The following is a 25,215-nucleotide window of genomic DNA, read 5'->3' on the forward strand; positions in this document are numbered from 1 at the left end:
ATGACAGTCGCGTGACAGACAGCCTATTCAGCCTATTCTGCCGCGCGAGAGGTTTGCGTGCCCCCCGACCGGATCACGGCCAGCAGCTCTTCGCGCCGCTTTGCGGCCTTAGCTTCATTCGCCTGTTTCACCGGACCAAAACCGCGGATCTGCAAGGGAAGCTCTGCCAAGGCGACAATCGCGTCGTGGGTTGCGTCCGTCAGCTTGGGCAGAACATCCTTCATGTCGGCCTCGTATTGCGTGATCAAGGACCGCTCCATCCGGCGTTCTTCGGTGCGGCCAAAGGGATCGAACGGCGTGCCGCGCAGGAACTTCATCCGCGCCAGCATGTTGAACGGCCCCTCCATCCACGCGCCAAAGGTCCGTTTCATCGGACGGCCATCCGCGCCGGTTTTCGACAGGATCGGTGGCGCAAGGTTGAAGGTGAGCTTGGGATCCCCCTCAAAGGCCTCTGCCACTTTGGCTCGGGTGGATTTCAACAGGCGCGCGACCTCGTATTCATCCTTATAGGACAAGAGCTTATGATAGCCCAAGGCCACGGCCTCTTTCAGGCGCGCGTCGGTAATGCTGTCCACCATGGTGCCATAACGCTTCGCCAGCCGCTTGCCCTGATAGGCGATCAGGTGGTCCTTGCGGAAGGCGATCCGCTCATCCAGCGTTTTCGGCAGGGCGACAACATTGGGCGTCATAACGCGCTTGGCGTCTTCGGGGTGCAGCACGGCCCAACGGCCCAGTTCAAACGCACGCAAGTTCCGCTCCACCGCCGCGCCGTTCAACGTGATCGCCTGTTGCAAGCTGTCCAGCGACAGTGGGATCAACCCCTGCTGCCACGCCGCGCCGAAGATCATCATGTTCGAATAGATCGAATCCCCCAGCGTCGCCTTCGCCAGATCAGAGGCATCAAACAGCGCCACGTCATCCTTCAACCGCGCCTCAAGCGCGAGTGACAGCCGGTCATAGGGCATCTGGAATTCAGTATCGCGGGTAAACTCGCCCGTGATGATTTGGTGCGAGTTCACAACCGCCCCCGTCCGCCCAGCGCGCGTCAGGCCAAGCGTCTTGGTCCCGGCAGAGACAACAAGATCGCCCCCGATCAACGCATCCGCTTCACCCGTTGCCACGCGAATGGCGCTGATATCTTCGGGACGGTTCGCAATACGGCAATGGATATGCACGGCTCCGCCCTTTTGGGCAAGGCCTGCCATCTCCATCATCCCAGCGCCCTTGCCGTCAATCTGCGCGGCTTGCGCCAGCACCGCACCGATGGTCACAACGCCGGTCCCACCGACACCGGTGATCACCACGTTGTGCGTGCCATTGATCGCAGGCAGGGTCGGCATGGGCAGGTCGGGGATCTTGACCTCTGTCGTGGGGTCCTTGCGGATCTTGGCCCCTTCCAGCGTCACGAAGGACGGGCAAAACCCTTTGACGCACGAGAAATCCTTGTTGCACGAGGATTGATCAATCGCCCGTTTGCGCCCAAGTTCTGTTTCTTCGGGCACGATCGAGACGCAGTTGGACTGCACACCACAATCCCCGCAGCCTTCGCAGACATCGGTATTGATGAACACGCGCTTGTCGGGATCGGGGAACAGCCCCCGTTTGCGACGGCGACGTTTCTCGGCGGCACAGGTCTGGATATAGACGATAACGCTGACGCCTTTGTGTTTGGCGAAATTCTCTTGCACGGTCTGTAGGTCCGCACGCTCGTACATCGGCACGTCGCCAAAGGCTTTTTCGTCTACGTCTTCTTTCTCGTCATAGACCACGGCGATATTCTTGACGCCCATGGCCCTCACCTCTGCGACGATACGCGGCGCGTCCAGATCGCCTTCGTTGTGCTGGCCACCGGTCATGGCAACGGCATCGTTATAGAGGATCTTGTAGGTGATGTTCGTCTTGGCCGCGATGGCCGCACGGATCGCCAGATTGCCGGAATGGTTGTATGTCCCGTCCCCGAGGTTCTGGAACACATGGTCGCGTGTCGAGAATTTGGATTCACCGATCCAGTTCGCCCCTTCCCCCCCCATATGGGTAAAGCCCGTCGTTTCGCGGTCCATCCATTGCACCATATAGTGGCAACCGATCCCGGCGTAGGCGCGGCTTCCTTCTGGTAGCTTGGTTGATGAGTTATGCGGACAGCCCGAACAGAAGTAGGGCACACGCGCTGCGATGTCTTCGGCGTTATCGGCACGTCGCGCGGTATCCAGCGCTTCCATACCCGCCTTGATGCCATCGGTGGTCCGGCCTTCCTCGATAAAGATACCGCCCAGCTTTTCGGCAATCCATATCGGGTCCAGCGCGCCACGGGTGGGGAACAGCTCTTCGCCATGCTCCATCCCAGCACCACCGCCTTTGTGCCAGCCATAGACGCGGCGATGCGTATCCGAGAACAATGCCTCTTTGATCTGCACCTCGATCAGCTTGCGCTTCTCTTCTACGACAATCACCAGATCGAGCCCTTCGGCCCAGGAATGGAACCCCTTCATGTCCAGCGGGAAGGTCTGCCCGATCTTATAGAGCGTGATCCCCAGACGTTCGGCTTCGTCCTCGTCGATGTTAAGCAAACTCATGGCGTGGATCACATCCAGCCAGTTCTTGCCGGCTGCCGCGATGCCGATCTTGGCCCCGCGCTTGCCCCACATGCGCTTGTCCATCTTGTTGGCGTGGCTAAACGCCTCTGCTGCAAAACGCTTATAGTCGATCATCCGCGCTTCTTGCAGATGCGGCGTGTCTTGCAGACGAATGTTCAGCCCACCGTCGGGCATATCGAACTGCGGGGTGACCAGCTTCATTCGGTTCGGGTCACCATTCACGACCGATGTCGCCTCTACGGTGTCTTTCATCGTCTTGAGCCCGACCCACAGCCCGCTGAAACGGCTCAGCGCCCAGCCATAGATACCGTAATCAAGGATCTCTTGCACACCGGCGGGGCTGACGACGGGCATATAGGCATCCACCATCGCCCATTCGGACTGGTGCAGCACGGTAGAGGATTCACCCGTGTGGTCATCCCCCATTGCCATCAGAACACCACCGTTCACGGACGAGCCCGCCATATTCGCGTGACGCATCACATCGCCAGAGCGGTCAACACCCGGGCCCTTACCGTACCATAGGCCAAAGACACCGTCGTACTTCCCCTCACCGCGCAACTCTGCTTGCTGGCTGCCCCATAGGGCTGTGGCGGCAAGGTCTTCGTTCAGACCCGGCTCGAACACGACGTTATGTGCGGCCAGCGTCTTGGCGGCGCGGTCCATTTGAAGGTCAACGGCCCCCAGTGGCGATCCACGATATCCGGTCACGTACCCGGCTGTGTTCAACCCTGCCGCCTTGTCCCGTGCCGCCTGCATCATCGTCAGGCGCACCAACGCCTGCGTGCCGTTCAGCAATACGGGCGATTTCTCGAGGTCATACCGGTCAGTTAGTGAAATTTTTTGCGTACCCATAGCGCGTCCTCCCCTACGTGCAATCAATAGCTATGGCATCACACTAGGTCACAAACGCTGACCTGTCTAGCGTTGTGTCTGACCCTAGGTCATAAAGCGCCAAAGCGCAGGTCTTGATCTTTTGCACCCTCGCCCGATCTATCCGTGATAAGATAACCGCACATATACCGATGCGCCGCGTCGGAGGGTTGTTTTTAAACTGTAAAACGCGCAAAGATGACCATTCTTGCGAACAATGCGCTCATTATAAAGGTAGTCCTCATGGATTGGGACAAGCTCAGAATATTTCACGCCGTGGCGGACGCGGGCAGCTTGACCCATGCGGGCGACAAGCTGAATTTGTCGCAATCTGCCGTCAGCCGCCAGATCCGCGGACTGGAAGAGCAGCTGAATACCAACCTGTTCCACCGCCACGCACGCGGCCTGATCCTGACCGAACAAGGCGAGCTGCTGTTCGACGCCACCGTCGCCATGTCCAAACGGCTTGATACCGCCGCTGCGCGCATCCGCGACAGCGAGGAAGAAGTCTTTGGCGAATTGCGTGTTACCACGACCACGGGCTTTGGCACCCTCTGGCTGGCCCCGCGTCTGCCGAAGCTCTACGAGAAATACCCCGACCTCAAGGTCGACCTGATGCTCGAAGAACGCGTCCTGGACCTGCCCATGCGCGAAGCCGATGTCGCCATCCGCATGAAAGAGCCGTCCCAAGCCGATCTGGTGCGCAAGAAGCTGATGATGATCAAGATGTGCATGTACGCCTCGCCCGCCTATCTTGCGGCGAACGGCACGCCCCAGCGGCTTGAGGATATGTCGGACCACCGCCTGATCTGCCAGAACACCGACAGCAACCAGGTGCATGCGGGTCTGAACCTGATCCAGCAGCTGATGATGCATGACGTGCGGTCGATGCTGACGGTGAACAACTACTTTGGCGTATTGCAAGCGGTGATCAACAACCTCGGGATCGGCGTGCTGCCCGACTACCTCATGCAAGACTTCCCCGATCTGGTGCAAGTTCTGCCAGAGACCGAGTCGGCGGATGTGCCCGTATTCCTTGCCTACCCCGAAGAATTGCGCGCCTCCAAGCGGGTCGCGGCCTTTAAAGACTTCGTGCAAGACGAGATCATTACCCACCGCAAACTGCTGCGCGAGAAAGAGTCCCACTAGCTATGCGAAATCCGCATAACGGGCATGTCATAGATTAACGATTCCATCCTTGAACCGTGCACGAACGCCACTTAATTGGGCGGTATGAAGACGGGCGGCTCCGCGCCGCTACTTCATACCTCCCTGTTGGACTCGGCCGAGCTTCGTGCTCGGCCTTTTTTTTGGCTATGGCCCTTCACGAGCCTTAGGTCTTTTCCCCGCGCTGCGCTTGATCTAAGAGGTGTGGCATATTGCTAGGGGAAAACGCGCACCATGACCGAACCAGCCATCACCCAAGACCTGATTTCCAGCCACGGCATCAATGCCGAAGAATATCAGCGTATTCTGGATATCATCGGGCGCGAACCCACCTTTACCGAACTGGGCATCTTTTCGGCTATGTGGAACGAACACTGTTCCTACAAGTCGTCAAAGAAATGGCTGCGCACTTTGCCAACCGAAGGCCCGCAGGTGATCTGCGGACCGGGCGAGAATGCGGGCATCGTTGATATCGGCGACGGCCAAGCGCTGGTCTTCAAGATGGAAAGCCACAACCACCCTTCCTACATCGAACCCTATCAGGGTGCCGCGACCGGCGTGGGCGGCATCCTGCGGGACGTCTTCACAATGGGCGCGCGTCCGATCACGGCGATGAACTCTCTCAGCTTTGGGTCGCCCGATCACCGCAAGACGCGCCAACTCGTGCATGGTGTGGTCGCGGGTGTGGGCGGCTACGGGAATTGCTTTGGCGTACCGACCGTGGGCGGCGAAGTGCGCTTTGACACCGCCTATGATGGCAACTGCCTTGTGAACGCCTTTGCCGCGGGTTTGGCCGACACCGACAAGATCTTCTATTCCGCCGCTTCCGGCGTTGGCATGCCAGTGGTTTACCTTGGTGCGAAAACCGGCCGCGACGGTGTGGGCGGCGCGACGATGGCATCGGCCGAGTTCGACGACACCATCGAAGACAAACGTCCCACCGTTCAGGTTGGCGACCCCTTCACCGAAAAACGCCTGATGGAAGCCACGCTAGAACTGATGGCGACCGGTGCCGTGATTTCGATCCAGGATATGGGCGCTGCGGGCCTGACCTGCTCGGCCGTGGAAATGGGCGACAAGGGCAACCTTGGTGTGCGCCTTGACCTTGAGAAAGTACCGACACGCGAACACGCGATGACCGCCTACGAGATGATGCTGTCGGAATCCCAGGAACGGATGCTGATGGTGCTGCGTCCCGAACTTGAGGCAGAGGCGAAAGCCGTCTTCGACAAATGGGACCTCGATTTCGCCATCGTAGGCGAAACAATTGCCGAGGACCGTTTCTTGATCGTGCACAATGGCGAGGTCAAAGCCGACCTACCGCTTAAAGCGCTGTCAGGCAACGCGCCCGAATACGACCGCCCCTATGTCGAGACACCCGCAGCCGAACCGCTGTCGGATGTCCCCGGCATCGACCCCATCGACGGGCTGAGCGCGCTGATCTCCAGCCCGAACTACGCGTCCAAAGCATGGGTGTTTGAACAATACGACACGATGGTCATGGGCGACAGCGCCCGCACCCCCGGTCTGGGATCGGGCATCGTGCGCGTGCATGGCACCGACAAGGCGATCGCCTTCACCTCGGATGTGACGCCGCGCTACGTCAAGGCGAACCCTGTCGAAGGCGGCAAACAAGCCGTGGCCGAAGCCTACCGCAACCTCTGCGCCGTGGGGGCACTGCCGCTGGCGACCACCGACAACCTCAACTTCGGCAACCCCGAAAAGCCCGAGATCATGGGCCAGTTCGTCGGCGCGCTGAAAGGCATCGGCGAAGCGGTTGCCGCGCTGGACATGCCCATCGTGTCCGGCAACGTGTCGCTGTATAACGAAACCGACGGTAAAGGCATTCTGCCCACCCCCACCATTGGCGCGGTCGGCCTGCTGAAGCACACGGACGAGATCATCGGCAAAGAGGTCCGCGAGGGCCATGTCGCATTGGTTCTGGGGGCCACCGAAGGGCACATCGGGCAATCCGCCCTGCTGCTTGAAGTGTTCAATCGCCGCGATGGCGACGCCCCCCATGTCGATCTGGCACTGGAGAAAGCCCACGGTGAATTCATCCGTGCCAACCGCGCGTTGATCAAAGCCTGCACCGACCTGTCTGATGGCGGTCTGGCACTGGCAGCCTTTGAACTGGCGGACGAGGCCGGCGTCGGCGTGACCTTGGATTCCGCCGATACGCAGGTTCTGTTTGGCGAGGATCAAGCCCGCTACCTGATCGCCTGTAACTTCGATCAGGCCGAAGCCCTGATGATCGCCGCGCAAAACGCCGGTCTGCATCTGGAAAGTGTCGGCAAGTTCGGCGGGGATTACGTGAACTTTGGCGGCGTCAAAGCGCCTTTGGCTGACCTGTCGGCGACCTATCGCGGGGCTTTTGCTGAAACCTTCGCCTAAGGCGTCGCCCCCATCACCTGCATCAATCGCGTTTTCTCGCCCCGGTCATCGGGGCGGGAGATCACCTCTGCCAGTTCTTGCAGCGACGCGATCGAGTGACCGGCCCGAAAGCTGTCGGTAAACGGCAGCATCGCACGGATACCCGCCGCTTTGGGCGCGAACCCGTCCCACCGCAGCAGCGGATTTAGCCAGATCAGCCGACGTGCGGACAGTTGCAACCGCTGCATCTGTCGCGCCAGATCATCGGGCGCATCGCGGTCCAGCCCGTCGGTGATCAACAGCACAACAGCTCCCTGCCCCATGACCCGCCGCGACCAGTCGCGGTTGAACGCCTCGATACAGGCCCCGATACGCGTGCCGCCCTCCCAATCCTGCGCCTCTGCCCCCGCCGCCTTGAGCGCTGCATCCACGTCGCGCGTCGCCAGATGGCGGGTGATATTGGTCAGCCGCGTGCCAAAGGTAAACGCATGCACCTGCGCCCAGCCCGCGCCCTTGGCATTGCTCACCGCATGCAGGAAATGCAGCACCATGCGGGAATATTGGCTCATGGACCCGGAGATATCGCACAGCACCACCAGATTGGGATAGCGTGGGCGCGGGGTTTTCAAGACCAGCTTGTCCATCTCTCCGCCCCGGCGCAGCGCGGCCCGCAGGCTGCGCCCCGCGTCGATCCGCCCCCTTGGGGACGTCATGGCACGGCGTGACGGCATGGGTTTGACCGGCAGGCGCAACCGCGCCAGCATCTTTTTGGCCTCCGCCACCTCCGCTAGGCTCATCAGTTCGAAATCAAGACTGCGCAGCCGTTCTTGCGAGGACATGGTCAGGCTGGCATCGACCTCGATCTCTGTCTCGCGCTCGTCTTGCGGCTCTTGGCTGTCCCGCTCCGGCGCTTCGGCACCGTCCAACAGCGCCTCTGCCGCGCGTTTTTCGGCGGCTTGGGCGGGGCGGTCTTCTTGGACGCCACGGATCGCGGGCAGCATCGCGGCCATCATATGTTCCAGATACCGCGGGTCGCGCCAATAAAGCCGGAAGAGCTGCGCAAAGACGGTCCGGTGTTCAGGACGGTTCACAAAGCAGGCGTGCAGCGTCCAGTAGAAATCGGTTTTGTCGGTGAACCCTGCCACCTCTACCGCGCGGATTGCGTCGATCACGCGGCCGGGACCGATGGGCAGACCGGCGCGGCGCAGGGCGCGGGCGAAATGGGTGATATTGCCGGCAAGTTTGGGGTTGTCGGGCAGGTCTAGGGGTAGATGTTCCATCAGGTCGCCTGCCGCCGGGGGCTGTCGGCCCCCGGACCCCCGAGGATTTTAGACCACTTGGAAGCGGCAGTATTAGTCAAGGGGTCGCGTCCAGCGTGGCTTTGGCCTGATCGAGGATACGTTTCGCCTCTGATCCCTGAAGTTTGGCGATGTCATCCTGGTATTTCAGGATCGCCCCAAGCGTATCCGCAATGGTTTCGGGGCTGAGGTTGATCACATCCAGCGCCAGCAGACATTTCGCCCAATCGATGGTTTCGGCCACGCCGGGCTTCTTGAACAGGTCCTCGGTTCGAAGGTGCTGGACAAAGGCCACGACCTCGCGGCTGAGCGCAGCTGAGGCTTCGGGGGCGCGGGCGGCCAGAATCTCCATCTCGCGGGGGAAATCGGGATAGTCGACCCAGTGATAAAGACAACGGCGTTTGAGCGCGTCATGCACCTCGCGCGTGCGGTTCGAGGTCAGGATCACAATGGGCGGCTCGGGGGCCTTGATCGTGCCGAGTTCAGGGATTGTGACCTGAAAATCGCTGAGCGCCTCAAGCAGGAAGGCTTCGAACGGGGCGTCCGTGCGGTCAAGCTCGTCGATTAACAGGATGGGGGCACCGCGTCCGTCAGGGCGCATCGCTTCGAGCAAGGGGCGTTCGATTAGGAACTCGTCGCTAAAGAGTTCTGTGGTGAGCTGCTGTCGCGAGCGATCGCCGGTGGCTTCAGCCGTGCGGATCGCCACCATCTGGGCAGGGAAGTTCCATTCGTAGACCGCCGTGGCGGCGTCCAGCCCTTCATAGCATTGCAGCCGGATCAACTTGCGGTCCAATGCCAGCGCCAATGCTTTGGCGATCTCTGTCTTGCCGACGCCCGCCTCTCCCTCGAGGAACAGCGGCCGACCCAAGGTCAGGCTCAGGAACACCACCGTCGCCAAGGGGCGCCCGCAGACATATCCCTGCCCCGCAAGCAGCTCTTGCACGGCGTCGATCGAAGGGGGCAGTTGCATGGCGTTCTCCGGTTGTGATTGGGACGAGTGGTGCATTCTGATCCCGCGCGGTCAAGGGGTCTGCACGGGGTTCAGCAGACTCTATGCCTTGGAGCGACCACAGAATGTGCTATAAATGTGCTTCAAATCTCCGCATTTTCGCCTTAATGCGCCGATACCTCAGACCAAAAGCCAGGGTTTCCTGTGCCCAGATACGATTGAGGAAGTTTACCATGATCGATACCGCCGTAACGCTCGACACGTCTTTTGAGGACTATTCCAAAAGCGAGTGGATGGATGCTGTGAAGCAGGTCGCGCAGAATGGCGGGTTCTATGAAGCGCTTGGGTCACGGCACCATGCGATGTTTCTGGAAAAATCCTCTACCCTGCTGGTCAGCTTTGAAACCATCAACGGGATGCGCGCCTTGTCATCTATGGCGCATCCTTTGGGGTGGGAAATGGTGCGCAGCGAAGGCTGGTCGCATCTTTGTCTGGCGTCAGAAGGGGATACATGGTTCCGAGATGAGCCAGTTTATGCGTTTTTCGACCGGCTGATCGACGATGGCTTTTTCGACAGCTTTGACCGCGTGGTCTTTTATGGCGCGGGTCCGGGCGGCTATGCGGCTGCGGCATTCTCTGTCGCGGCACCGGGTGCGAAGGTCGTTGCCATCCAGCCGCAAGCGACGCTGGACCCCAGCGTGACCGAATGGGACGATCGCTTTGTAGAGATGCGGCGCACGGATTTCACCTCTCGGTTCGGATATGCCCCCGATATGCTGGACGCGGCCGAGGCCGCCTTTGTGATCTATGACCCAACTGTGCCGCTGGACGCGATGCATGCCAGCCTGTTCACCCGCCCCAATGTGACCAAACTTCGGATGCGGCGCATGGGCACGGCGCTGCAATCGAAACTGCTAGAGCTGGACCAGTTTGAAGCGCTTCTGACCCTAGCTGCAGAGGGCGCACTAGACATCGCCAGCTTTGCGCGCTGCGCCCGTGCCCGCCGCGATCATCGCCCCTATCTGCGCGGCCTGTTGAATGCGTTGGAACAAGACCAACGCGAGCCTCTGATCCTCACGCTTTGCCGCTTTGTGACGGACCGAACCTCTGCACCGCGTTTTGCGCGGCGTCAAAAGCAGATCGAGGCGGAAATCGCACTGAGAAACGCAGCTGACAAAGGTGACGGCACAGATCAGGGCGCGTCCAACCCCGAGGCCGCCCAAGGTACTGGCTGAAGGCCAAAACACGGTGCCAAACTCGTGCCGAGACTAGCGCGCCCGCACGCCCTGTGCTAGCGGAGTGCCCATGACACAGACCCTCACGCTTCGACGCCCCGATGATTGGCACCTGCACCTGCGCGACGGCGCGATGCTGGACGCCGTGTTGCCCCATACCGCCGCGCATTTTGCCCGCGCCATCATCATGCCCAATCTGGTGCCCCCGGTGGTGCGCGGTGCCGATGCGGCCGCCTACCGCGATCGTATCCTAGCGGCACTGCCCGAGGGCACGGATTTCAAGCCGCTGATGACCCTGTATCTGACCGAGGATACCGATCCCGACGATGTGGCAGCCGCCCATGCCAGCGGGCTGATCACCGCGGTCAAGCTTTATCCCGCCGGTGCGACGACCAATTCGGCCAGCGGCGTGTCGAACTTTGACACTGTTGCGCCCGTGCTGGAACGCATGGCCGAGATCGGCCTGCCCCTGTGCACCCACGGCGAGGTGACCGACCCCGAGATCGACATTTTCGACCGCGAGGCCGTGTTCATCGACCGCGTGCTTGATCCGATCCGCTCCCGTCATGTGGGGCTGAAAGTCGTGATGGAGCATATTACCACCGCCGACGCCGCCCAATATGTCACGGAAAGCACCGGCAACCTGGGTGCTACGATCACCACGCACCATCTGGTGATCAACCGCAACCATATCCTCGCCGGTGGGATCAAACCGCATTACTACTGCCTGCCCGTCGCCAAACGCGAAAGCCACCGTCTGGCCCTGCGTGCCGCGGCGACTTCGGGCGACGCGCGCTTCTTTCTGGGCACGGATTCCGCGCCGCACACGGACGCGAACAAGCTGCTGCCCTGCGGCTGTGCCGGCTGCTTTACCGCGCCCAACACTATGTCGATCCTGGCCGAGGTCTTTGAACAGGAAGACGCGCTGGATCAATTGGAACGGTTTACCTCGCTGAACGGGCCGGATTTCTACGGGCTGGCTCCGAACGAAGCGAAGATGACGCTGACCCGCACACCGGCGATCTACCCCGATCACATCGACACGCCCGACGGGCCGGTCACCGTGTTCGATCCGATGATGCCGCTGAACTGGTCCGTCACCGACTGACGGCTCCCGTACCAAAGACAGTTTGCCGGTCGCAGCAGGATGGGACCGGCCCCCACCGCCAAGGCCCTATAAGGAACGCATGACATGATCCCCACCAGCTACCCCGACTCTACCGAAATGGCGCGCCTGACCGCGCGGATGTTGCTGGAGATCAAGGCCGTTCATTTCAACGCGGCAGAGCCCTTTACCCTCGCCTCTGGGCTGCCAAGCCCGACTTATATCGATTGCCGCAAGCTAATCAGCTATCCGCGCATCCGCGCCACCTTGATGGACTTCCTGACCGTCACCGTGATGCGCGAAGCGGGGTTCGAGGCGTTTGACAATATCGCGGGCGGTGAAACCGCGGGCATCCCCTTTGCCGCGATGGTGGCCGAGCGCATGGCGCTCCCCATGACCTATGTGCGCAAGAAGCCCAAAGGCTATGGCCGCAACGCCCGCATTGAAGGTGAGATGACCGAAGGCCAACGCGTTTTGCTGGTCGAGGATCTGACCACCGATGGCGGCTCAAAGATCAGCTTTGTCGACGCGATTCGCGATACTGGTGCGAGCTGCGCGCATACGGCGGTGATCTTTTACTACGGTATTTTTCCGCAGACAGAAAAGACCTTGGGCGATCACGGGGTTACGTTGCACAGCCTGTGCACCTGGTGGGATGTGCTGGCCGAGGCCAAAGCGCAGAACGCGTTTGACACAGAAACCCTGACCGAAGTCGAAGCCTTCCTGAACGCGCCCGAAGCGTGGCAGGATGCGCGGAAAAAAACCTAAGTAATCCACATGATATTGTGTCGCGTGGTGTAAAATCACGCGACATATGCTACGCTAGCGCAGAGATCAGGTTATCCACAGCTTATAAAGATTGCGGGATGACGGGCGGCTCGGGTAGATAAGCCTCGGGTCATTAATCAGTGGGGCAACACGTAGCATGAACGAGATTTCAAGCATCGACGGTAACCAGCTAACGGTTCAAGCGGCCGAGACAATGCCGCATTCCATCGAAGCGGAACAGCAGTTGTTGGGCGCGATCCTGACCAACAACGATATCTACGACCGCGTGGCCTCTGTCATCGGTCCCAAGCATTTCTACGATCCCGTTCACGCACGTATTTTCGAGATCGCCGCCGCGCGGATCGCCAAGAACAACCTCGCCTCCCCCGTGACGCTCAAGGCGTTTATGGAGGATGACGAAGGGCTCAAAGAACTGGGCGGCCCCGCCTATCTTGTGCGCCTTGCCGGAGCCGCGATCAGCGCCTTTGCTGTGCGCGACTATGCGCAGATGATCTATGATCTGGCGGTGCGCCGCGACCTGATCCAGCTGGGTCGCGATATTTCTGCCAAAGCCGCGCAGGTCGATGTTGCGTCAGAGCCGCGCGAACAGATCGTCGAGGCCGAACAGAAGCTCTATAAGCTCGCCGAGCAGGGTCAGACCGAAAGCGGTTTCCAGAGTTTTCTGAAAGCTGTGACCGACGCGGTCAACGTGGCCAATGCGGCCTACCAGCGCGACGGTGGCCTATCCGGTGTCTCTACCGGACTGATTGATATGGATAAAAAGCTGGGCGGCTTGCACCCGTCTGACCTTTTGATCCTTGCCGGTCGTCCGTCGATGGGGAAAACCTCGCTTGCGACGAACATCGCCTTCAACGTCGCCAAAGCCTACCGCCGTGGCACCTTGCATGACGGCACCGAAGGCGCTGTAGATGGTGGCGTTGTCGGGTTCTACAGCCTCGAGATGAGCGCGGAGCAGTTGGCCGCGCGTATCCTCTCCGAAGCGGCCGAGATCCCGTCCCAACAGATCCGGTCGGGTGATATGACAGAGACCGAATTCCGCCGTTTCGTCGATGCCGCCAAAGCGCTGGAAGCCTGCCCGCTGTATATCGACGACACACCCGCCCTGCCGATCAGCCAGCTGGCCGCCCGTGCGCGACGGCTCAAGCGGACCCACGGGCTGGACGTGTTGATTATCGACTATCTCCAGCTGGTGCGCGGGACGGGCAAAGGCGAAAACCGGGTGAACGAGATCTCGGAAATCACCATGGGCCTCAAGGCGATCGCGAAAGAGCTCAACATTCCCGTGATCGCCCTGTCGCAGCTGTCGCGTCAGGTGGAAAACCGCGAAGATAAGCGCCCGCAGCTGTCGGACTTGCGTGAATCCGGGTCGATCGAACAGGATGCCGACGTCGTGATGTTCGTGTTCCGCGAGGAATACTATAAGGAACGCGAAAAGCCCGGCGATCACGAGCTGGATAAAATGGCGATCTGGCAAGAAGAGATGGAGCGTCTGCACGGTCGTGCCGAAGTGGTCATCGGCAAGCAGCGTCACGGCCCGATTGGTACTGTCGATCTCAGCTTTGAAGGGCGCTACACCCGCTTTGGTAACCTTGTGAAACCGTGGCAGAGTGAAAATGGCGGTGGCGATCAGGAATTCTGATCGCCACACCCCGTTAATTTGATGAATAGATGCTCTGTGCGGAGGTTAGACAACCGCCGCGCGGGCGATCTCTGCCTCTGACAGATTGTATCTGGCGGCAAAGCGTTCCCGCGCCGCGATCAGCCTTGGGTCATTGGGTCGCATCCCCAAAGTACGAATAAATTCAATCCGTTGCTGGTGCTTTAGCGCCTCTCGGTCAATCGCCGTCCCCATAGCGCGGTCAATCACCGCCCCTCCGGGGCTGACGTGGAACCATTTGCTGAAATCGCGGAAGTGATGCTGGTTGTGCAGCCTGGTCACATAACGCTCTACCCGCGTTTTGGGCACGTTCACATGGGCGGTCATGTGGAACCATTCATAAACCATAAAGGTCAGCACCCCGCCCACTGGCACGACTGCCACGGCGATCCAGCCCGCCTGCGGCACGCCAAACAGGGCAAGAACACCCCACAGCAGTGCTCCGTTCACCAATAGCATCGGCAAAGCGACCCAGATCGGTACGAAAAACAGCTTGGTGTTGGTCGGGAAATCATGATGACCGTAGTGCGCCATATACAGCAGGTTGAATGCCCACTGCGCCCGCGGGGGCGCCAGGTGGAACACATAGCGGTGCAGGTTGTATTCATTCAGCATCTGGGCGGCGACCCCCAAGGGGATCAGCGCCCAGACCCATAGCGGCGCGAAGAACGCCAAGCCAACCAGCCCCGCCCCACAGGCGACCGCCATCACCACGACGGCCGCGTGCGAGAACATGATACGCAAGCGCATCATCAGCGGTGCTCCTTACTCGGGCGACAGGGTTTCATAACGCAACCCTTTGGCGGTATCCTTGTCGAACCCCTTCCAATAGCTGTGATCCTCCTTCGGGGTGCCATCCTCGTTCATCGACCAGACCCCGTCGTTGGAGTTTTCGACCAGATCAAGATAGGCCCCCATCTCGGAATCGCCCTTGAGATGCTGCGCCATCCAGACGGTGGCGAAATGCTGCGCGATGTTGTTCATGCGCACCGTGTCCCAGACCGGATCGGTATAGTGGCCCGACACGTTGAACCCCAGATCAGCGTCATCGCGAAAGGATTCTGCAGGCGCGGGCATCGGAGCCGCCGCATTATGGCCGCCGTTTTCAAAGGTCAGCAAGGCGCGGTCGACGCTGCCGGCGTTTTCCCAAATGGCGCGCACGCCTTTTTCGTACAGCGATACCATATCCTCGGACCCGGCCATGAAAAGCATCGGGATCTGCACGCCCTTCAAGCCTTCGGCATCCCAGAAGCCCGTGTTCATGCCCCAGGGGCCGATCGCGATGGCGGTCTTGATCCTTGGATCGGGCAGGTTGTTATGCGTCTCGGACCCCGCCTGATGGATGCCCAAGGTGCCATGCGGCCCGCCCCAGCCATAGCCGACCGACGCTTCGGTCACGCCACCGCCTGCGGTGATCACCGCGCCATAGCCGCCCATGGAATAGCCGATCAAGCCGGTGTTATCCACATCCACTAACCCATTAAGAAAAGAGCTTTCGTCTTGCGACAGACGCGCCATTTCATCCAGCACGAACAGCTGGTCCAGCGACCGGTTCACCAGCGTAGAGCCAAAGGCCGCCTGTGTGCGATAGGTCGAATCCATGTGATCGATGGACGCCACGACATAGCCCTTTGACGCGATATTCTCGGCCAGATGGGACATCAGGAAGCGGTTGCCGGGATACCCGTGGGAAACGATGACCAGCGGATAGGCCGCGTCGGGTTGTGCGGGGTCCGCGTCGCGCATGGCTTTGCCTTGCAAGGTTACCTCTGTCTTGCCATCGCGGATGAACGCCTTGATCGCGGTGTCGCCGGTGGCCCCATCAGCGGCGGGGTACCAGACCTCGACCGTCAGCGGGCGATCATAGCGCGGTAGGGTTTCAGGCTTGTCCGCTGCGGGATCGATGGACAGGATATCGATCTGGTCCTTATGCACCAGATCAAGCTGGCGCACGCCGATGGCTTCGTCGCCATAGGCCGCCATATCAGGGGCCGTTGGCATCTGGGTATCGATCCGGTTCTCGGCCAGCGCCATAGGCGCGGCCATCGCCGTGACCACCGCCAGCACGGGCCCCGTTGTCATTGTTGAAACTCGCATTGAACTCTCTCCCGTTTTATATCCGGCTACTGTGCGCAGCCTGTCTTTTGTCAGGAACCAAGCTATCGCGTTCGCGGCACCATGCAAGCATCATGCGAAGGTTTCGTTACGTTAGGGAAATGGGCCAAACATTCCGTCCCGTTCCCCGCAAGGCGAGGTATTATTGGCCGGTGGCCTTGCTCGTGGCTTGACCTTGGCGGGCATACGGTCAAAACAAATCCCATGACAACAGCCACCCTCTCTATCGACCTCAATGCGATTGCCGCCAATTGGCAGGCGCTGAACAAAATGACCGGCTGCGACACCGGTGCCGTGATCAAGGCGAATGCCTATGGTCTGGGCATTGACCGCGTGGCCCCTGTTCTCGCCGCCCAAGGCGCGCGCAAGTTCTTTGTCGCTGTCGCGGAAGAGGGCGTTGCCCTGCGGCGCGTGTTGGGGCCCGGCCCTGCGATCAACATCTTTGCAGGGCACATGCCCGGTGACGCCGATATGATCCGGTCCGCCGCACTGACGCCGATGATCAATTCGGTCGACCAGATGATCGCCCATGTCGAAGCTCTGCCCGGCCATCGTTTCGGGGTGCAGTTGAACAGCGGCATGAACCGCCTTGGGATGGACCCCGCGGAATGGGCCGCGCTGCGCGACATCGCCTTGGCGCAGAACCCGACCTTGATCATGTCGCATCTGGCCTGCGCGGACGAACCGAACCACCCGATGAATGCCCGACAGCTCAAGACCTTCCGCGAGATGACGGATGGGTTGAACGTGCCACGATCCTTGGCCGCGACGGGGGGGATCATGCTTGGCCGTGACTACCACTTTGACCTGACCCGCCCGGGCATCGGGGTATACGGCGGATTGCCCTTCGCCGATGCGATGCCGGTGGTGACGCTGGATGTGCCTGTCATTCAGGTACGCGAAGTCGCCACGGGCCAGACCGTCGGCTATGGGTGCGCCTGGACCGCCCCACGCCCGACAATGGTCGCGACGGTCGCTGCGGGCTATGCCGACGGGTTGATCCGCGCCTTGGGCAACGGGGCCACTTTCACCCACGAGGGGCGCAAACTGCCCGTTATTGGCCGTGTCTCTATGGATCTGATCACCGTCGATGTGACCAGCGTGACAGAGGTGCCAGAGCATTTGCAGCTGATCGGAAACTATCAGTCTGTCGATACCGTCGCCGGATTTGCAGGCACCATCGGCTACGAGGTGCTGACCGCGCTTGGCGCGCGCTATGACCGGGTCTATGTCGAGTGATGGGGCACGGCCCCGCGCAGATCGCTTTGATATGCTGCTGCGCGTGGCAAACCTGTCTCTGCTGATCCTCTACCCCGTTGCATGGGCCGCACCCTTGCTGCGCGCCGGCGTGCTACCACTGTTCGGGCTCACCGAAATTTCTGTCCTGAGCGGGCTGAAATCCCTCTGGGACACCGACCTGTTTCTGGCGTTGATCGTCGCGGCTTTTGCCCTTGTCGCGCCTTATGTAAAGACTGTCGGCCTGACGCTGGTTCAGTTCCGCCTGATCGGCCCACGCGCCCTGCCCGTCTTGCAGGCAATCGGCAAATTGGCGATGGCGGATGTGTTTCTGATCGCGCTGTATGTGACCCTGTCCAAGGGGATCGGCATCGGGCGGATCGAGACGGCTTGGGGGCTCTACCTGTTCACAGGCTGCATCCTCGCGTCCCTGTTTATCGGGCACCGCGCGCAGAAAATCGCCTAAAGAAGCCGGCGTTTCCGCGTGATCACCCCACTCTCATAGGTGGAATTACTTGGAATTTCCCAAGTAAAATCGATTCATTTACGGAAAATACAAGATTTTCTTCGCCTTTTGCCGACATCGGCATATTCTTGCTTACAACAGCAACTCAAGCACAAGGTGAGACAGATGAACGCGTTGACGGCACTTATTCAGTATCTTTTTCAAAGACTCGCATTCGCGGTTTTCGCTGTTGCCGCCGTGGCGATCACCGTCTGTACCGTTATGGCCGCGCTTGGCCAATGGGCCTGGATTGAACTGCCGCTGAACTATGACGGGCAACCCGTTGAGAATGCAGGGATGTATGCGCAGATCGGCCTGACCGTTTTGGCTGTGGGCATCTGCTTTTTCATCCCCACCAACCGCCGCGTCATGCAGCTTGAAACATCGCACCGCAAGTTTGCGCTCAATATGGATGACATCACCCGCGCCTACGGGGCGGTGCATGCGGCGGATCGCGGCGACGTTTTTCACATGTCCTCCGAATTCGACTCGGTGCGCGAACGGCTGGCCTATCTGCGCGATCACCCTGATCTCAGCACGCTTGAACCCGCCCTTCTGGAAGTCGCCGCGCAGATGAGCCACATCTCGAAAGAGCTGGCGACCGTCTATGCCGACGAGAAAATCGAACGCGCGCGCAATTTCCTCAAGCAGCGTCAGGAAGAAGTGAACCTGTTCAACAGCCGTCTGGATCAGGCCAAGGGCATCACCTCGGAAATGAAGCACTGGCTGCACGAGGTCGAGCTGGAAGAAAGCGTGGCCGCAGCACAGCTGGACCGCCTGCGCGCCGAAATGCGCGAGATCATGCCCGAACTGGGAATCGAACGCAGGGTATCGGCGGATGAAATGGCCCGCGATTCACGTGTGGTAGAGCTGCCCCCCAAAGCAGCGGAGTAACCCCGCGTGGGCACCAAGGTTTTGCTTTGACGTTTCCCGTTTGTTCGGCCAGAAAGACGCATGGCTAAATCTCCCGTTACATTTTCGTGCACGGCTTGCGGTGCGACCTATAACAAATGGTCCGGGCGCTGTGATGCCTGCGGCGAATGGAATACGATCCAGCAGGACAAGGGCATTTCATCCGGCCCGCCCAGCAAATCGCTTGGCACCCGTCGTGGTGCAGCGATGGTGTTGACCGACCTCACCACCAAGGACACGCCCCCGCCCCGCAGCCAATCCGGCATTACCGAACTGGACCGTGTTTTGGGCGGCGGGCTGGTGCCATCCTCTGCCATTCTGGTGGGCGGTGATCCGGGCATCGGGAAATCCACCCTTTTGCTGCAAGCAGCGGCCCATTTTGCCCGCAGCGGGTTAAAAACAATCTACGTCAGTGGAGAGGAAGCCTCGGCGCAGGTCCGTATGCGTGCGCAGCGCTTGGGGCTATCTGACGCCTCGGTGCAGCTGGCAGCCGAAACCAATCTGCGCGATATTCTGACCACGCTAGAGGAAGAAAAACCCGATCTGGTCATCATCGATTCGATTCAGACCATGTGGGCCGATAACGTCGATTCCGCCCCCGGGTCCGTCAGTCAGGTCCGCGCCGCCGCGCACGAACTGACAAGTTTTGCCAAACGGCGCGGCGTTTCCGTGATTCTTGTGGGGCATGTCACCAAGGACGGGCAGATTGCGGGGCCGCGCGTAGTCGAGCATATGGTCGATACCGTGCTGTATTTTGAGGGCGAACGCGGCCACCAGTTCCGCATTCTGCGCGCGGTCAAGAACCGCTTTGGCCCCGCCGACGAGATTGGCGTGTTCGAGATGACCGGCGAAGGGCTAGCCGAGGTCACCAACCCCTCTGCCCTGTTTTTGTCCGAACGCGGCACGCCCGCCGCAGGGTCAGTGGTTTTCGCAGGTATCGAAGGCACCCGCCCTGTTTTATGCGAACTTCAGGCGCTTGTGGCCCCCCCGCCTCATTCGCAGGCGCGGCGTACGGTCGTAGGCTGGGACGGGGGACGGCTTGCGATGATCCTCGCTGTGCTAGAGGCCCGTTGCGGCATCCCCTTTGCGGGGCTTGATGTTTACCTCAACGTGGCGGGCGGCATGAAAATCTCGGAGCCGGCGGCGGATTTGGCGGTAGCCGCCGCGTTGCTCAGCGCGCGCGAAGACGTGGCCCTGCCCGCGGAAACCGTTGTTTTCGGCGAAATCAGCCTGTCCGGTGCGCTACGCCCCGCCAGTCAGACCGAAAACAGGTTGAAAGAAGCGCAAAAACTTGGTTTTACCAGCGCCATCGCGCCCGCGGGCGGAAAACCGGTGGGCAAGAACGGCATAACGCTTAACACCATGAGCGATCTCACCGGATTTGTAGGCGAAATATTCGGGGCTGGCTAACTGCCCCTTCAAGGAAGGCAAGACGACCATGGAAGGTTTTACCATCATTGACGGGGTTGTGGCGCTTGTCATCGTTCTGTCGGCTTTGCTGGCTTATGGCCGCGGGCTTGTACGCGAATTTATGGCGATCGTGGGCTGGATTGCCGCCGCCATCCTTGCGTTTCTCTTTGCGCCGCAGGTTGAACCGCTGGTGTCCGAGATCCCTGTCGTGGGCGAATTCCTTGCCGACAGTTGTGAACTATCGATCATCGGGGCCTTTGCCATCGTTTTTGCCATCGCGCTCATTGTGGTCTCGCTGTTCACCCCGCTGTTTTCGTCGCTGGTGCAGCGCTCTGTTCTGGGTGGCTTGGATCAAGGGCTCGGGTTTCTTTTCGGCGTGGCGCGCGGCATCCTTCTGGTCGCCATCGCGTTCTTTGTCTATGACACCGTGATCACTGGCCAGACCTTCACCATGGTTGACGAAAGCCGGTCGGCACAGGTCTTCGGGCGCTTTACCGGCCAGATCGAAGAGCAGAACCCAGAAGCCGCATTGGGATGGATCACCACCCGCTACGAGGCTCTGGTTGGTGCCTGCGGTGCCTAATCGCCACTGAGGCTGCCAAAAGTTAAACACGCGCCCCCGTTTTCGGGGGCGTTTGCGTTTCTGCCATATGTTGCATCGCAGCATATGCGGGGGCAAAATGTAACGGCGGGGTGACAAGGCCCGCCCAAAGTCCTACATAGCCCCTATCCCTTCATCGGATTCGGAGTTGCCCCGTTGTCCAAGATCATGCCCCCCGCGCACCCGTTTGATTCCTCCTATCTGCGTGATGCAGATGATGGGGATAAACTCAAAGAAGAATGCGGGGTGTTCGGCGTGATCGGCGTTGCAGACGCCTCGAACTTTGTGGCCCTCGGCCTGCACGCATTGCAGCACCGTGGTCAGGAAGCCGGCGGGATCGTCAGCTATGACCCCGCTGCCGGTTTCCAGTCCGCCCGTCGCTTCGGCTATGTGCGCGACAACTTTACCTCGCAAAAGGTGATGGAAACACTGCCCGGCGAACTGTCTATCGGGCATGTGCGTTATTCGACCTCTGGTCACAAAGGCCCGACAGCTATCCGCGATGTACAGCCCTTCTTTGGCGAATTCGCCATGGGCGGTGCCGCGATTGCCCATAATGGCAATATCACCAATGCCAACGCCCTGCGGCGCGAGCTGATTGAACGCGGGTCGATCTTCCAGTCCTCGTCGGACAGCGAATGTATCATCCACCTGATGGCGCGGTCCCTGCAACGCAACATTCCCGAACGCATGGAAGACGCGCTGCGCCGTGTCGAAGGCGCGTTTTCGGTCGTGGCGATGACCCGCACCAAGCTGATCGGCGTGCGCGATCCTTTGGGTGTCCGCCCGCTGGTTCTGGGCAAGCTTGGCGACGGTTGGGCGCTTAGCTCGGAAACCTGCGCGCTGGACATCATCGGTGCCGAATTCGTCCGCGAGATCGAGCCCGGCGAGATGGTCGTGATCACCCCTTCGGGCGTCGAAAGCCATTTCCCCTTCCGCCGTGTAGCATCGCGTTTCTGCATCTTTGAACACGTCTATTTCAGCCGTCCCGACAGCATCCTTGGCGGTCGTTCGGTCTATGAAACCCGCGAAGCCATCGGGCGCGAGCTGGCAAAGGAATCGCCGGTAGAGGCGGATCTTGTCTGCCCCGTTCCCGACAGCGGCACGCCTGCGGCCATCGGTTTCAGCCTCGAATCGGGTATCCCCTATGCGATGGGGATTATCCGCAACCAATACATGGGCCGGACCTTCATCGAACCGACCGAACAGATCCGCAACATGGGCGTGCGGCTAAAGCTCAACGTGAACCGCGCGCTGATCAAGGGCAAGCGGGTCATTCTGGTCGACGATTCGGTTGTGCGTGGCACCACCAGCCGTAAGATCAAAGAGATGATCCTTGATGCCGGCGCGAAAGAGGTCCATTTCCGCATTGCCTCGCCCCCCACCGCGTGGCCCTGTTTCTACGGTGTGGACACGCCGCAACGTGAAAAGCTGCTGGCGGCCACCATGTCCGAAGAGGAAATGCGCGAGCATTTGCAAGTGGATAGCCTCAAGTTCATTTCGCTCGACGGGCTTTACCGCGCCGTGGGCGAGGCAGAGGGTCGCAACAAGAAGTGCCCTCAATATTGCGATGCCTGCTTCTCGGGTGATTACCCCGTCACCCCTGCCGACCAAATCAATCAAGGGTTCGAGATGAAGCCAGCCGCCGAATAAAGCCACCGCTTTCCGACAGGTTCCGCAAGGGCGGGCGCAGGGTTCAACCCCTCGCCCGCCCTTTTGCTGTTTCGCACCCCCGTGCCGCTGGCAAAGCTTTGCCGACGTGCAAGCCAGTCTTTGCCAGCCTCCCCCGCGCCCTCTTTCGGCTGTCAGGCAGCTTTGTTAGCCCCTCGGTCTAACCATTCTTTGCCCCCATAAGCGCAGCAAGAGGCACCCATGTCGACTGACGAAAAAGGCACTCCGACCCCGCAGAAAACACTTAATCTGGCTACGCAGCAGGCGTCCCTGCCCAAGCTCGCCCTGATTGGTACCTTCGGCAGCCTGACCGACCCCGGCGCGTTGATCCGCGATGGCCGCGGACGCATCCACCGCGTGACGTTGAACGACAAGATCAGCGACGGCATCGTCGCTGCCATTGGCGACGACAGCGTGGTGCTGGCGCAGCGCGGGCGCACGGTGACGCTCAAACTTCCGAAAGGGTGAAACGCCCCGCGACAGGCTGCGGGGCCGCGCCCCTCTTGACGGGGGGCGGTGGCTCAGGCAAAGCCACCCCATGACAAAAACAGCTCTTATCACTGGCGCGTCCCGCGGTCTTGGTGCCGCCCTGGCCGAAGCACTTTGCGACACGCATCACATCATTGCAGTCGCCAAAACCACCGGCGCCCTGGAAGAGCTGGACGACCGTATCCAGTCCCGCGGCGGCAGCGCGACGTTGGCCCCGATGGACATCACCAATGCCGATGCAATGGCGACCCTGTGCCGTGGCATCTATGACCGCTGGGGCAGCCTTGATCTTTGGCTGCACACCGCTGTCCATGCCGCCCCGTTGGCCCCGACCGATCACATCGACGCCAAAGACATGGCCAAATCGGTCGCCTGTAACGTCACCGCCACCTCGACCCTGATCACCTATGTGGCACCGCTGCTGGGGCAATCGGGTCAGGCTGTGTTCTTTGACGATCCGGTTGTGGCGACCAAGTTCTTTGGCAGCTACGGGGCCACCAAGGCCGCGCAGATCGCGCTGGCCAAAAGCTGGCAATCCGAAGCGGTGGCAATCGGCCCGCGCATCCACATCATGACGCCCGCCCCCATGCCAACCGCGACACGCGCGCGTTTCCACCCCGGTGAAGATCGCGAGGCGCTGAACACGCCACAGTCGCAAGCCGCTGAAATTCTGGCGCAACTGGCTGTTCCCCAGCCTTAAAACATGATGCGGTGAAGGCTCCTGCCTTGCCGCGCCGCGCCCCGTCGCCTATCAAGGCGCAAAGGGGAATTTATGCGCATTCTGATCACCAACGACGACGGTATTCACGCTCCGGGTCTGAAGACCCTGCAGGGCATTGCCACTGACCTGGCCGGACCCGATGGCGAGGTCTGGACCGTGGCGCCCGCCTATGAACAATCCGGCGTCGGGCATTGCATCAGCTACACCAAGCCGATGATGGTCGAAAAGGTCAGCGACCGGCGCTTTTCAGTCGAGGGCAGCCCGGCCGATTGTGTGATGGCAGCACTGCATGACTGTATGCTGGATGCCCGCCCTGATCTGGTGCTGTCCGGCGTGAACCGCGGCAACAACGCGGCTGAAAACACGCTCTATTCCGGCACGATCGGTGGCGCGATGGAGGCGGCGTTGCAAGGTATCCCCGCCGTAGCGCTGTCGCAATACTACGGCCCCGCCAACCGCGATCTGGATGATCCGTTCGAGGCCGCTGCCAGCCACGGGGCCGAAGTGACCCGCCGTATTCTGGATGCGACACCGGCGCATGGGGATGGCTACCGTCTGTTTTATAACGTGAATTTCCCGCCCGTCGCAGCGGCAGAGGTTCAGGGCATCCGTTTGGCCCCCCAAGGGATGCGCCGCGATACCAGCTTTTCCACGATCCCGCAGCTGTCGCCTTCGGGGCGGCGGTTCTTGTGGATCAAGGGCGCGGACCAGCAGATCCCGACGGACGACGGCACCGACGCTGCGCTGAACCTTGACGGCTATATCTCGGTCACGCCCATGCGCGCCGACCTCACCGCTCATGATACATTTGACGCGCTAAAAGCCATCAATACATGAACGACGAAGAAGACATCACAGACGCGACACGCAAGATGCAATTTCTTTACGCACTCCGTTCCAAGGGCGTCACCGATGCCCGTGTCCTGAACGCGATGGAGCAGATCGACCGTGGTCCCTTCATCCGCGGCCTTTTCGCGTCCCGCGCCTACGAGGACATGCCCCTGCCGATCGCCTGCGGTCAGACCATCAGCCAGCCTTCGGTTGTGGCGCTGATGACGCAGGCACTGGATGTGTCGTCGCGTGACAAGGTGCTCGAGGTGGGGACCGGATCAGGCTATCAGGCCGCGATCCTCAGCAAACTGGCGCGGCGCGTCTATACCATCGACCGCCACCGCAGGCTGGTGGTAGAGGCCCGCCAGATCTTCGAGGATCTGGCCCTGTCCAACATCACCGCGATCATAGGCGACGGCAGCTTTGGCCTGCCCGAACAGGCCCCCTTTGACCGGATCATCGTGACAGCCGCCGCCGAAGACCCCCCCGGCCCGCTTTTGGCCCAGCTCAAGGTTGGCGGCATTATGGTCGTGCCCGTTGGCCAGTCGGACACGGTTCAACACCTCATACGTGTCCGCAAAACCGAGACCGGGCTGGAATATGACGAGCTGCGCAAGGTCCGCTTTGTTCCCTTGCTTGAAGGGCTGGGAAAAGACGGCTAAATGCAGTATAGCAAGGGGAACT

At 60.5% G+C, this 25,215-nt stretch carries 21 protein-coding genes; 16 read left to right on the plus strand and 5 right to left on the minus strand.

Annotated elements, in window-relative coordinates; all coding sequences use genetic code 11:
* Positions 1 to 32 precede the first annotated feature (32 nt).
* Positions 33 to 3,449 (minus strand): indolepyruvate ferredoxin oxidoreductase family protein, encoded by a 3,417-nt coding sequence (locus GLP43_RS11590; RefSeq protein WP_237279429.1) that lies wholly within the window; start codon positions 3,447 to 3,449, stop codon positions 33 to 35.
* A 261-nt stretch (positions 3,450 to 3,710) separates the two neighbouring features.
* Between GLP43_RS11590 and GLP43_RS11595 the strand changes: the two genes are divergently transcribed.
* Together GLP43_RS11595 and purL are read left to right on the plus strand one after the other, a co-directional pair.
* Complete coding sequence (locus tag GLP43_RS11595) at positions 3,711 to 4,616, plus strand: LysR family transcriptional regulator (RefSeq protein WP_009824823.1); 906 nt, start codon at positions 3,711 to 3,713, stop codon at positions 4,614 to 4,616.
* Between the two features lie 252 nt (positions 4,617 to 4,868).
* Entirely contained in the window at positions 4,869 to 7,028 is a 2,160-nt protein-coding gene (gene purL / locus GLP43_RS11600; protein WP_237279430.1) for a phosphoribosylformylglycinamidine synthase subunit PurL, read from the plus strand.
* On the opposite strand, the gene GLP43_RS11605 is transcribed toward purL, so the two are convergent.
* Together GLP43_RS11605 and GLP43_RS11610 are read right to left on the minus strand one after the other, a co-directional pair.
* The gene (locus tag GLP43_RS11605) at positions 7,025 to 8,287 is read right to left on the minus strand and encodes a vWA domain-containing protein (RefSeq protein ID WP_237279431.1); all 1,263 of its coding nucleotides are present in this window, start codon (positions 8,285 to 8,287) and stop codon (positions 7,025 to 7,027) included. The two genes, purL and GLP43_RS11605, sit on opposite strands and share 4 nt — an antisense overlap.
* Before the next feature lie 76 nt (positions 8,288 to 8,363).
* On the minus strand, positions 8,364 to 9,275 hold the full coding sequence (locus GLP43_RS11610; RefSeq protein WP_237279432.1) for an AAA family ATPase: 912 nt from the start codon (positions 9,273 to 9,275) through the stop codon (positions 8,364 to 8,366).
* 212 nt (positions 9,276 to 9,487) lie between these two features.
* Between GLP43_RS11610 and GLP43_RS11615 the strand changes: the two genes are divergently transcribed.
* From GLP43_RS11615 to GLP43_RS11630, 4 genes are all read left to right on the plus strand, one after another.
* On the plus strand, positions 9,488 to 10,489 hold the full coding sequence (locus GLP43_RS11615) for a phosphoadenosine phosphosulfate reductase (protein ID WP_237279433.1): 1,002 nt from the start codon (positions 9,488 to 9,490) through the stop codon (positions 10,487 to 10,489).
* 70 nt (positions 10,490 to 10,559) lie between these two features.
* Entirely contained in the window at positions 10,560 to 11,597 is a 1,038-nt protein-coding gene (gene pyrC, locus GLP43_RS11620; protein WP_237279434.1) for a dihydroorotase, read from the plus strand.
* A gap of 84 nt (positions 11,598 to 11,681) precedes the next feature.
* A complete protein-coding gene (locus GLP43_RS11625; protein ID WP_237279435.1) occupies positions 11,682 to 12,362 on the plus strand; it encodes an orotate phosphoribosyltransferase in 681 nt (226 codons plus the stop codon).
* A 157-nt stretch (positions 12,363 to 12,519) separates the two neighbouring features.
* Entirely contained in the window at positions 12,520 to 14,022 is a 1,503-nt protein-coding gene (locus tag GLP43_RS11630; protein WP_237279436.1) for a replicative DNA helicase, read from the plus strand.
* 45 nt (positions 14,023 to 14,067) lie between these two features.
* Here the strand turns inward: GLP43_RS11630 and GLP43_RS11635 are convergent, their stop codons facing one another.
* Positions 14,068 to 14,793, minus strand: a complete 726-nt coding sequence (locus GLP43_RS11635) for a sterol desaturase family protein (protein WP_237279437.1) — start codon at positions 14,791 to 14,793, stop codon at positions 14,068 to 14,070.
* A 12-nt stretch (positions 14,794 to 14,805) separates the two neighbouring features.
* Positions 14,806 to 16,122 (minus strand): alpha/beta hydrolase family protein, encoded by a 1,317-nt coding sequence (locus GLP43_RS11640; protein ID WP_237279963.1) that lies wholly within the window; start codon positions 16,120 to 16,122, stop codon positions 14,806 to 14,808.
* 237 nt (positions 16,123 to 16,359) lie between these two features.
* Between GLP43_RS11640 and alr the strand changes: the two genes are divergently transcribed.
* The 10 genes from alr (at position 16,360) to GLP43_RS11690 (ending at position 25,193) form a co-directional block, all read left to right on the plus strand.
* Positions 16,360 to 17,394 carry an alanine racemase gene (alr, locus tag GLP43_RS11645; protein ID WP_237279438.1) on the plus strand — a complete coding sequence of 345 codons (1,035 nt, stop codon included), beginning with the start codon at positions 16,360 to 16,362 and terminating at the stop codon, positions 17,392 to 17,394.
* Positions 17,384 to 17,857 (plus strand): paraquat-inducible protein A, encoded by a 474-nt coding sequence (locus GLP43_RS11650; RefSeq protein ID WP_237279439.1) that lies wholly within the window; start codon positions 17,384 to 17,386, stop codon positions 17,855 to 17,857. The genes alr and GLP43_RS11650 overlap by 11 nt, the downstream gene beginning before the upstream one ends.
* 165 nt (positions 17,858 to 18,022) lie before the next feature.
* Positions 18,023 to 18,790 carry a DNA repair protein gene (locus tag GLP43_RS11655; RefSeq protein ID WP_237279440.1) on the plus strand — a complete coding sequence of 256 codons (768 nt, stop codon included), beginning with the start codon at positions 18,023 to 18,025 and terminating at the stop codon, positions 18,788 to 18,790.
* A 60-nt stretch (positions 18,791 to 18,850) separates the two neighbouring features.
* Positions 18,851 to 20,218 carry a DNA repair protein RadA gene (radA, locus tag GLP43_RS11660; RefSeq protein ID WP_237279441.1) on the plus strand — a complete coding sequence of 456 codons (1,368 nt, stop codon included), beginning with the start codon at positions 18,851 to 18,853 and terminating at the stop codon, positions 20,216 to 20,218.
* A gap of 28 nt (positions 20,219 to 20,246) precedes the next feature.
* Complete coding sequence (locus GLP43_RS11665; RefSeq protein WP_005853908.1) at positions 20,247 to 20,801, plus strand: CvpA family protein; 555 nt, start codon at positions 20,247 to 20,249, stop codon at positions 20,799 to 20,801.
* A gap of 186 nt (positions 20,802 to 20,987) precedes the next feature.
* Positions 20,988 to 22,472 carry an amidophosphoribosyltransferase gene (gene purF, locus GLP43_RS11670; RefSeq protein ID WP_237279964.1) on the plus strand — a complete coding sequence of 495 codons (1,485 nt, stop codon included), beginning with the start codon at positions 20,988 to 20,990 and terminating at the stop codon, positions 22,470 to 22,472.
* 219 nt (positions 22,473 to 22,691) lie between these two features.
* Positions 22,692 to 22,958, plus strand: a complete 267-nt coding sequence (locus tag GLP43_RS11675) for a hypothetical protein (RefSeq protein ID WP_005853915.1) — start codon at positions 22,692 to 22,694, stop codon at positions 22,956 to 22,958.
* A 70-nt stretch (positions 22,959 to 23,028) separates the two neighbouring features.
* Positions 23,029 to 23,679 (plus strand): SDR family NAD(P)-dependent oxidoreductase, encoded by a 651-nt coding sequence (locus tag GLP43_RS11680; RefSeq protein ID WP_237279442.1) that lies wholly within the window; start codon positions 23,029 to 23,031, stop codon positions 23,677 to 23,679.
* A 72-nt stretch (positions 23,680 to 23,751) separates the two neighbouring features.
* Positions 23,752 to 24,537, plus strand: a complete 786-nt coding sequence (surE, locus tag GLP43_RS11685; RefSeq protein WP_237279443.1) for a 5'/3'-nucleotidase SurE — start codon at positions 23,752 to 23,754, stop codon at positions 24,535 to 24,537.
* A complete protein-coding gene (locus GLP43_RS11690) occupies positions 24,534 to 25,193 on the plus strand; it encodes a protein-L-isoaspartate(D-aspartate) O-methyltransferase (RefSeq protein WP_005853921.1) in 660 nt (219 codons plus the stop codon). Before surE ends, GLP43_RS11690 begins: the two co-directional genes overlap by 4 nt.
* The last annotated feature ends 22 nt before the right edge of the window (positions 25,194 to 25,215 follow it).

Source organism: Sulfitobacter sp. M39, assembly GCF_021735935.1.
Classification (GTDB): domain Bacteria; phylum Pseudomonadota; class Alphaproteobacteria; order Rhodobacterales; family Rhodobacteraceae; genus Sulfitobacter.

Coding starts and splice junctions, on each gene's coding strand:
- GLP43_RS11590 (WP_237279429.1), bottom strand. CDS start 3,449: ATGGGTACGCAAAAAATTTCACTAACTGACCGGTATGACCTCGAGAAA.
- GLP43_RS11595 (WP_009824823.1), top strand. CDS start 3,711: ATGGATTGGGACAAGCTCAGAATATTTCACGCCGTGGCGGACGCGGGC.
- purL (WP_237279430.1), top strand. CDS start 4,869: ATGACCGAACCAGCCATCACCCAAGACCTGATTTCCAGCCACGGCATC.
- GLP43_RS11605 (WP_237279431.1), bottom strand. CDS start 8,287: ATGGAACATCTACCCCTAGACCTGCCCGACAACCCCAAACTTGCCGGC.
- GLP43_RS11610 (WP_237279432.1), bottom strand. CDS start 9,275: ATGCAACTGCCCCCTTCGATCGACGCCGTGCAAGAGCTGCTTGCGGGG.
- GLP43_RS11615 (WP_237279433.1), top strand. CDS start 9,488: ATGATCGATACCGCCGTAACGCTCGACACGTCTTTTGAGGACTATTCC.
- pyrC (WP_237279434.1), top strand. CDS start 10,560: ATGACACAGACCCTCACGCTTCGACGCCCCGATGATTGGCACCTGCAC.
- GLP43_RS11625 (WP_237279435.1), top strand. CDS start 11,682: ATGATCCCCACCAGCTACCCCGACTCTACCGAAATGGCGCGCCTGACC.
- GLP43_RS11630 (WP_237279436.1), top strand. CDS start 12,520: ATGAACGAGATTTCAAGCATCGACGGTAACCAGCTAACGGTTCAAGCG.
- GLP43_RS11635 (WP_237279437.1), bottom strand. CDS start 14,793: ATGATGCGCTTGCGTATCATGTTCTCGCACGCGGCCGTCGTGGTGATG.
- GLP43_RS11640 (WP_237279963.1), bottom strand. CDS start 16,122: ATGACAACGGGGCCCGTGCTGGCGGTGGTCACGGCGATGGCCGCGCCT.
- alr (WP_237279438.1), top strand. CDS start 16,360: ATGACAACAGCCACCCTCTCTATCGACCTCAATGCGATTGCCGCCAAT.
- GLP43_RS11650 (WP_237279439.1), top strand. CDS start 17,384: ATGTCGAGTGATGGGGCACGGCCCCGCGCAGATCGCTTTGATATGCTG.
- GLP43_RS11655 (WP_237279440.1), top strand. CDS start 18,023: ATGAACGCGTTGACGGCACTTATTCAGTATCTTTTTCAAAGACTCGCA.
- radA (WP_237279441.1), top strand. CDS start 18,851: ATGGCTAAATCTCCCGTTACATTTTCGTGCACGGCTTGCGGTGCGACC.
- GLP43_RS11665 (WP_005853908.1), top strand. CDS start 20,247: ATGGAAGGTTTTACCATCATTGACGGGGTTGTGGCGCTTGTCATCGTT.
- purF (WP_237279964.1), top strand. CDS start 20,988: ATGCCCCCCGCGCACCCGTTTGATTCCTCCTATCTGCGTGATGCAGAT.
- GLP43_RS11675 (WP_005853915.1), top strand. CDS start 22,692: ATGTCGACTGACGAAAAAGGCACTCCGACCCCGCAGAAAACACTTAAT.
- GLP43_RS11680 (WP_237279442.1), top strand. CDS start 23,029: ATGACAAAAACAGCTCTTATCACTGGCGCGTCCCGCGGTCTTGGTGCC.
- surE (WP_237279443.1), top strand. CDS start 23,752: ATGCGCATTCTGATCACCAACGACGACGGTATTCACGCTCCGGGTCTG.
- GLP43_RS11690 (WP_005853921.1), top strand. CDS start 24,534: ATGAACGACGAAGAAGACATCACAGACGCGACACGCAAGATGCAATTT.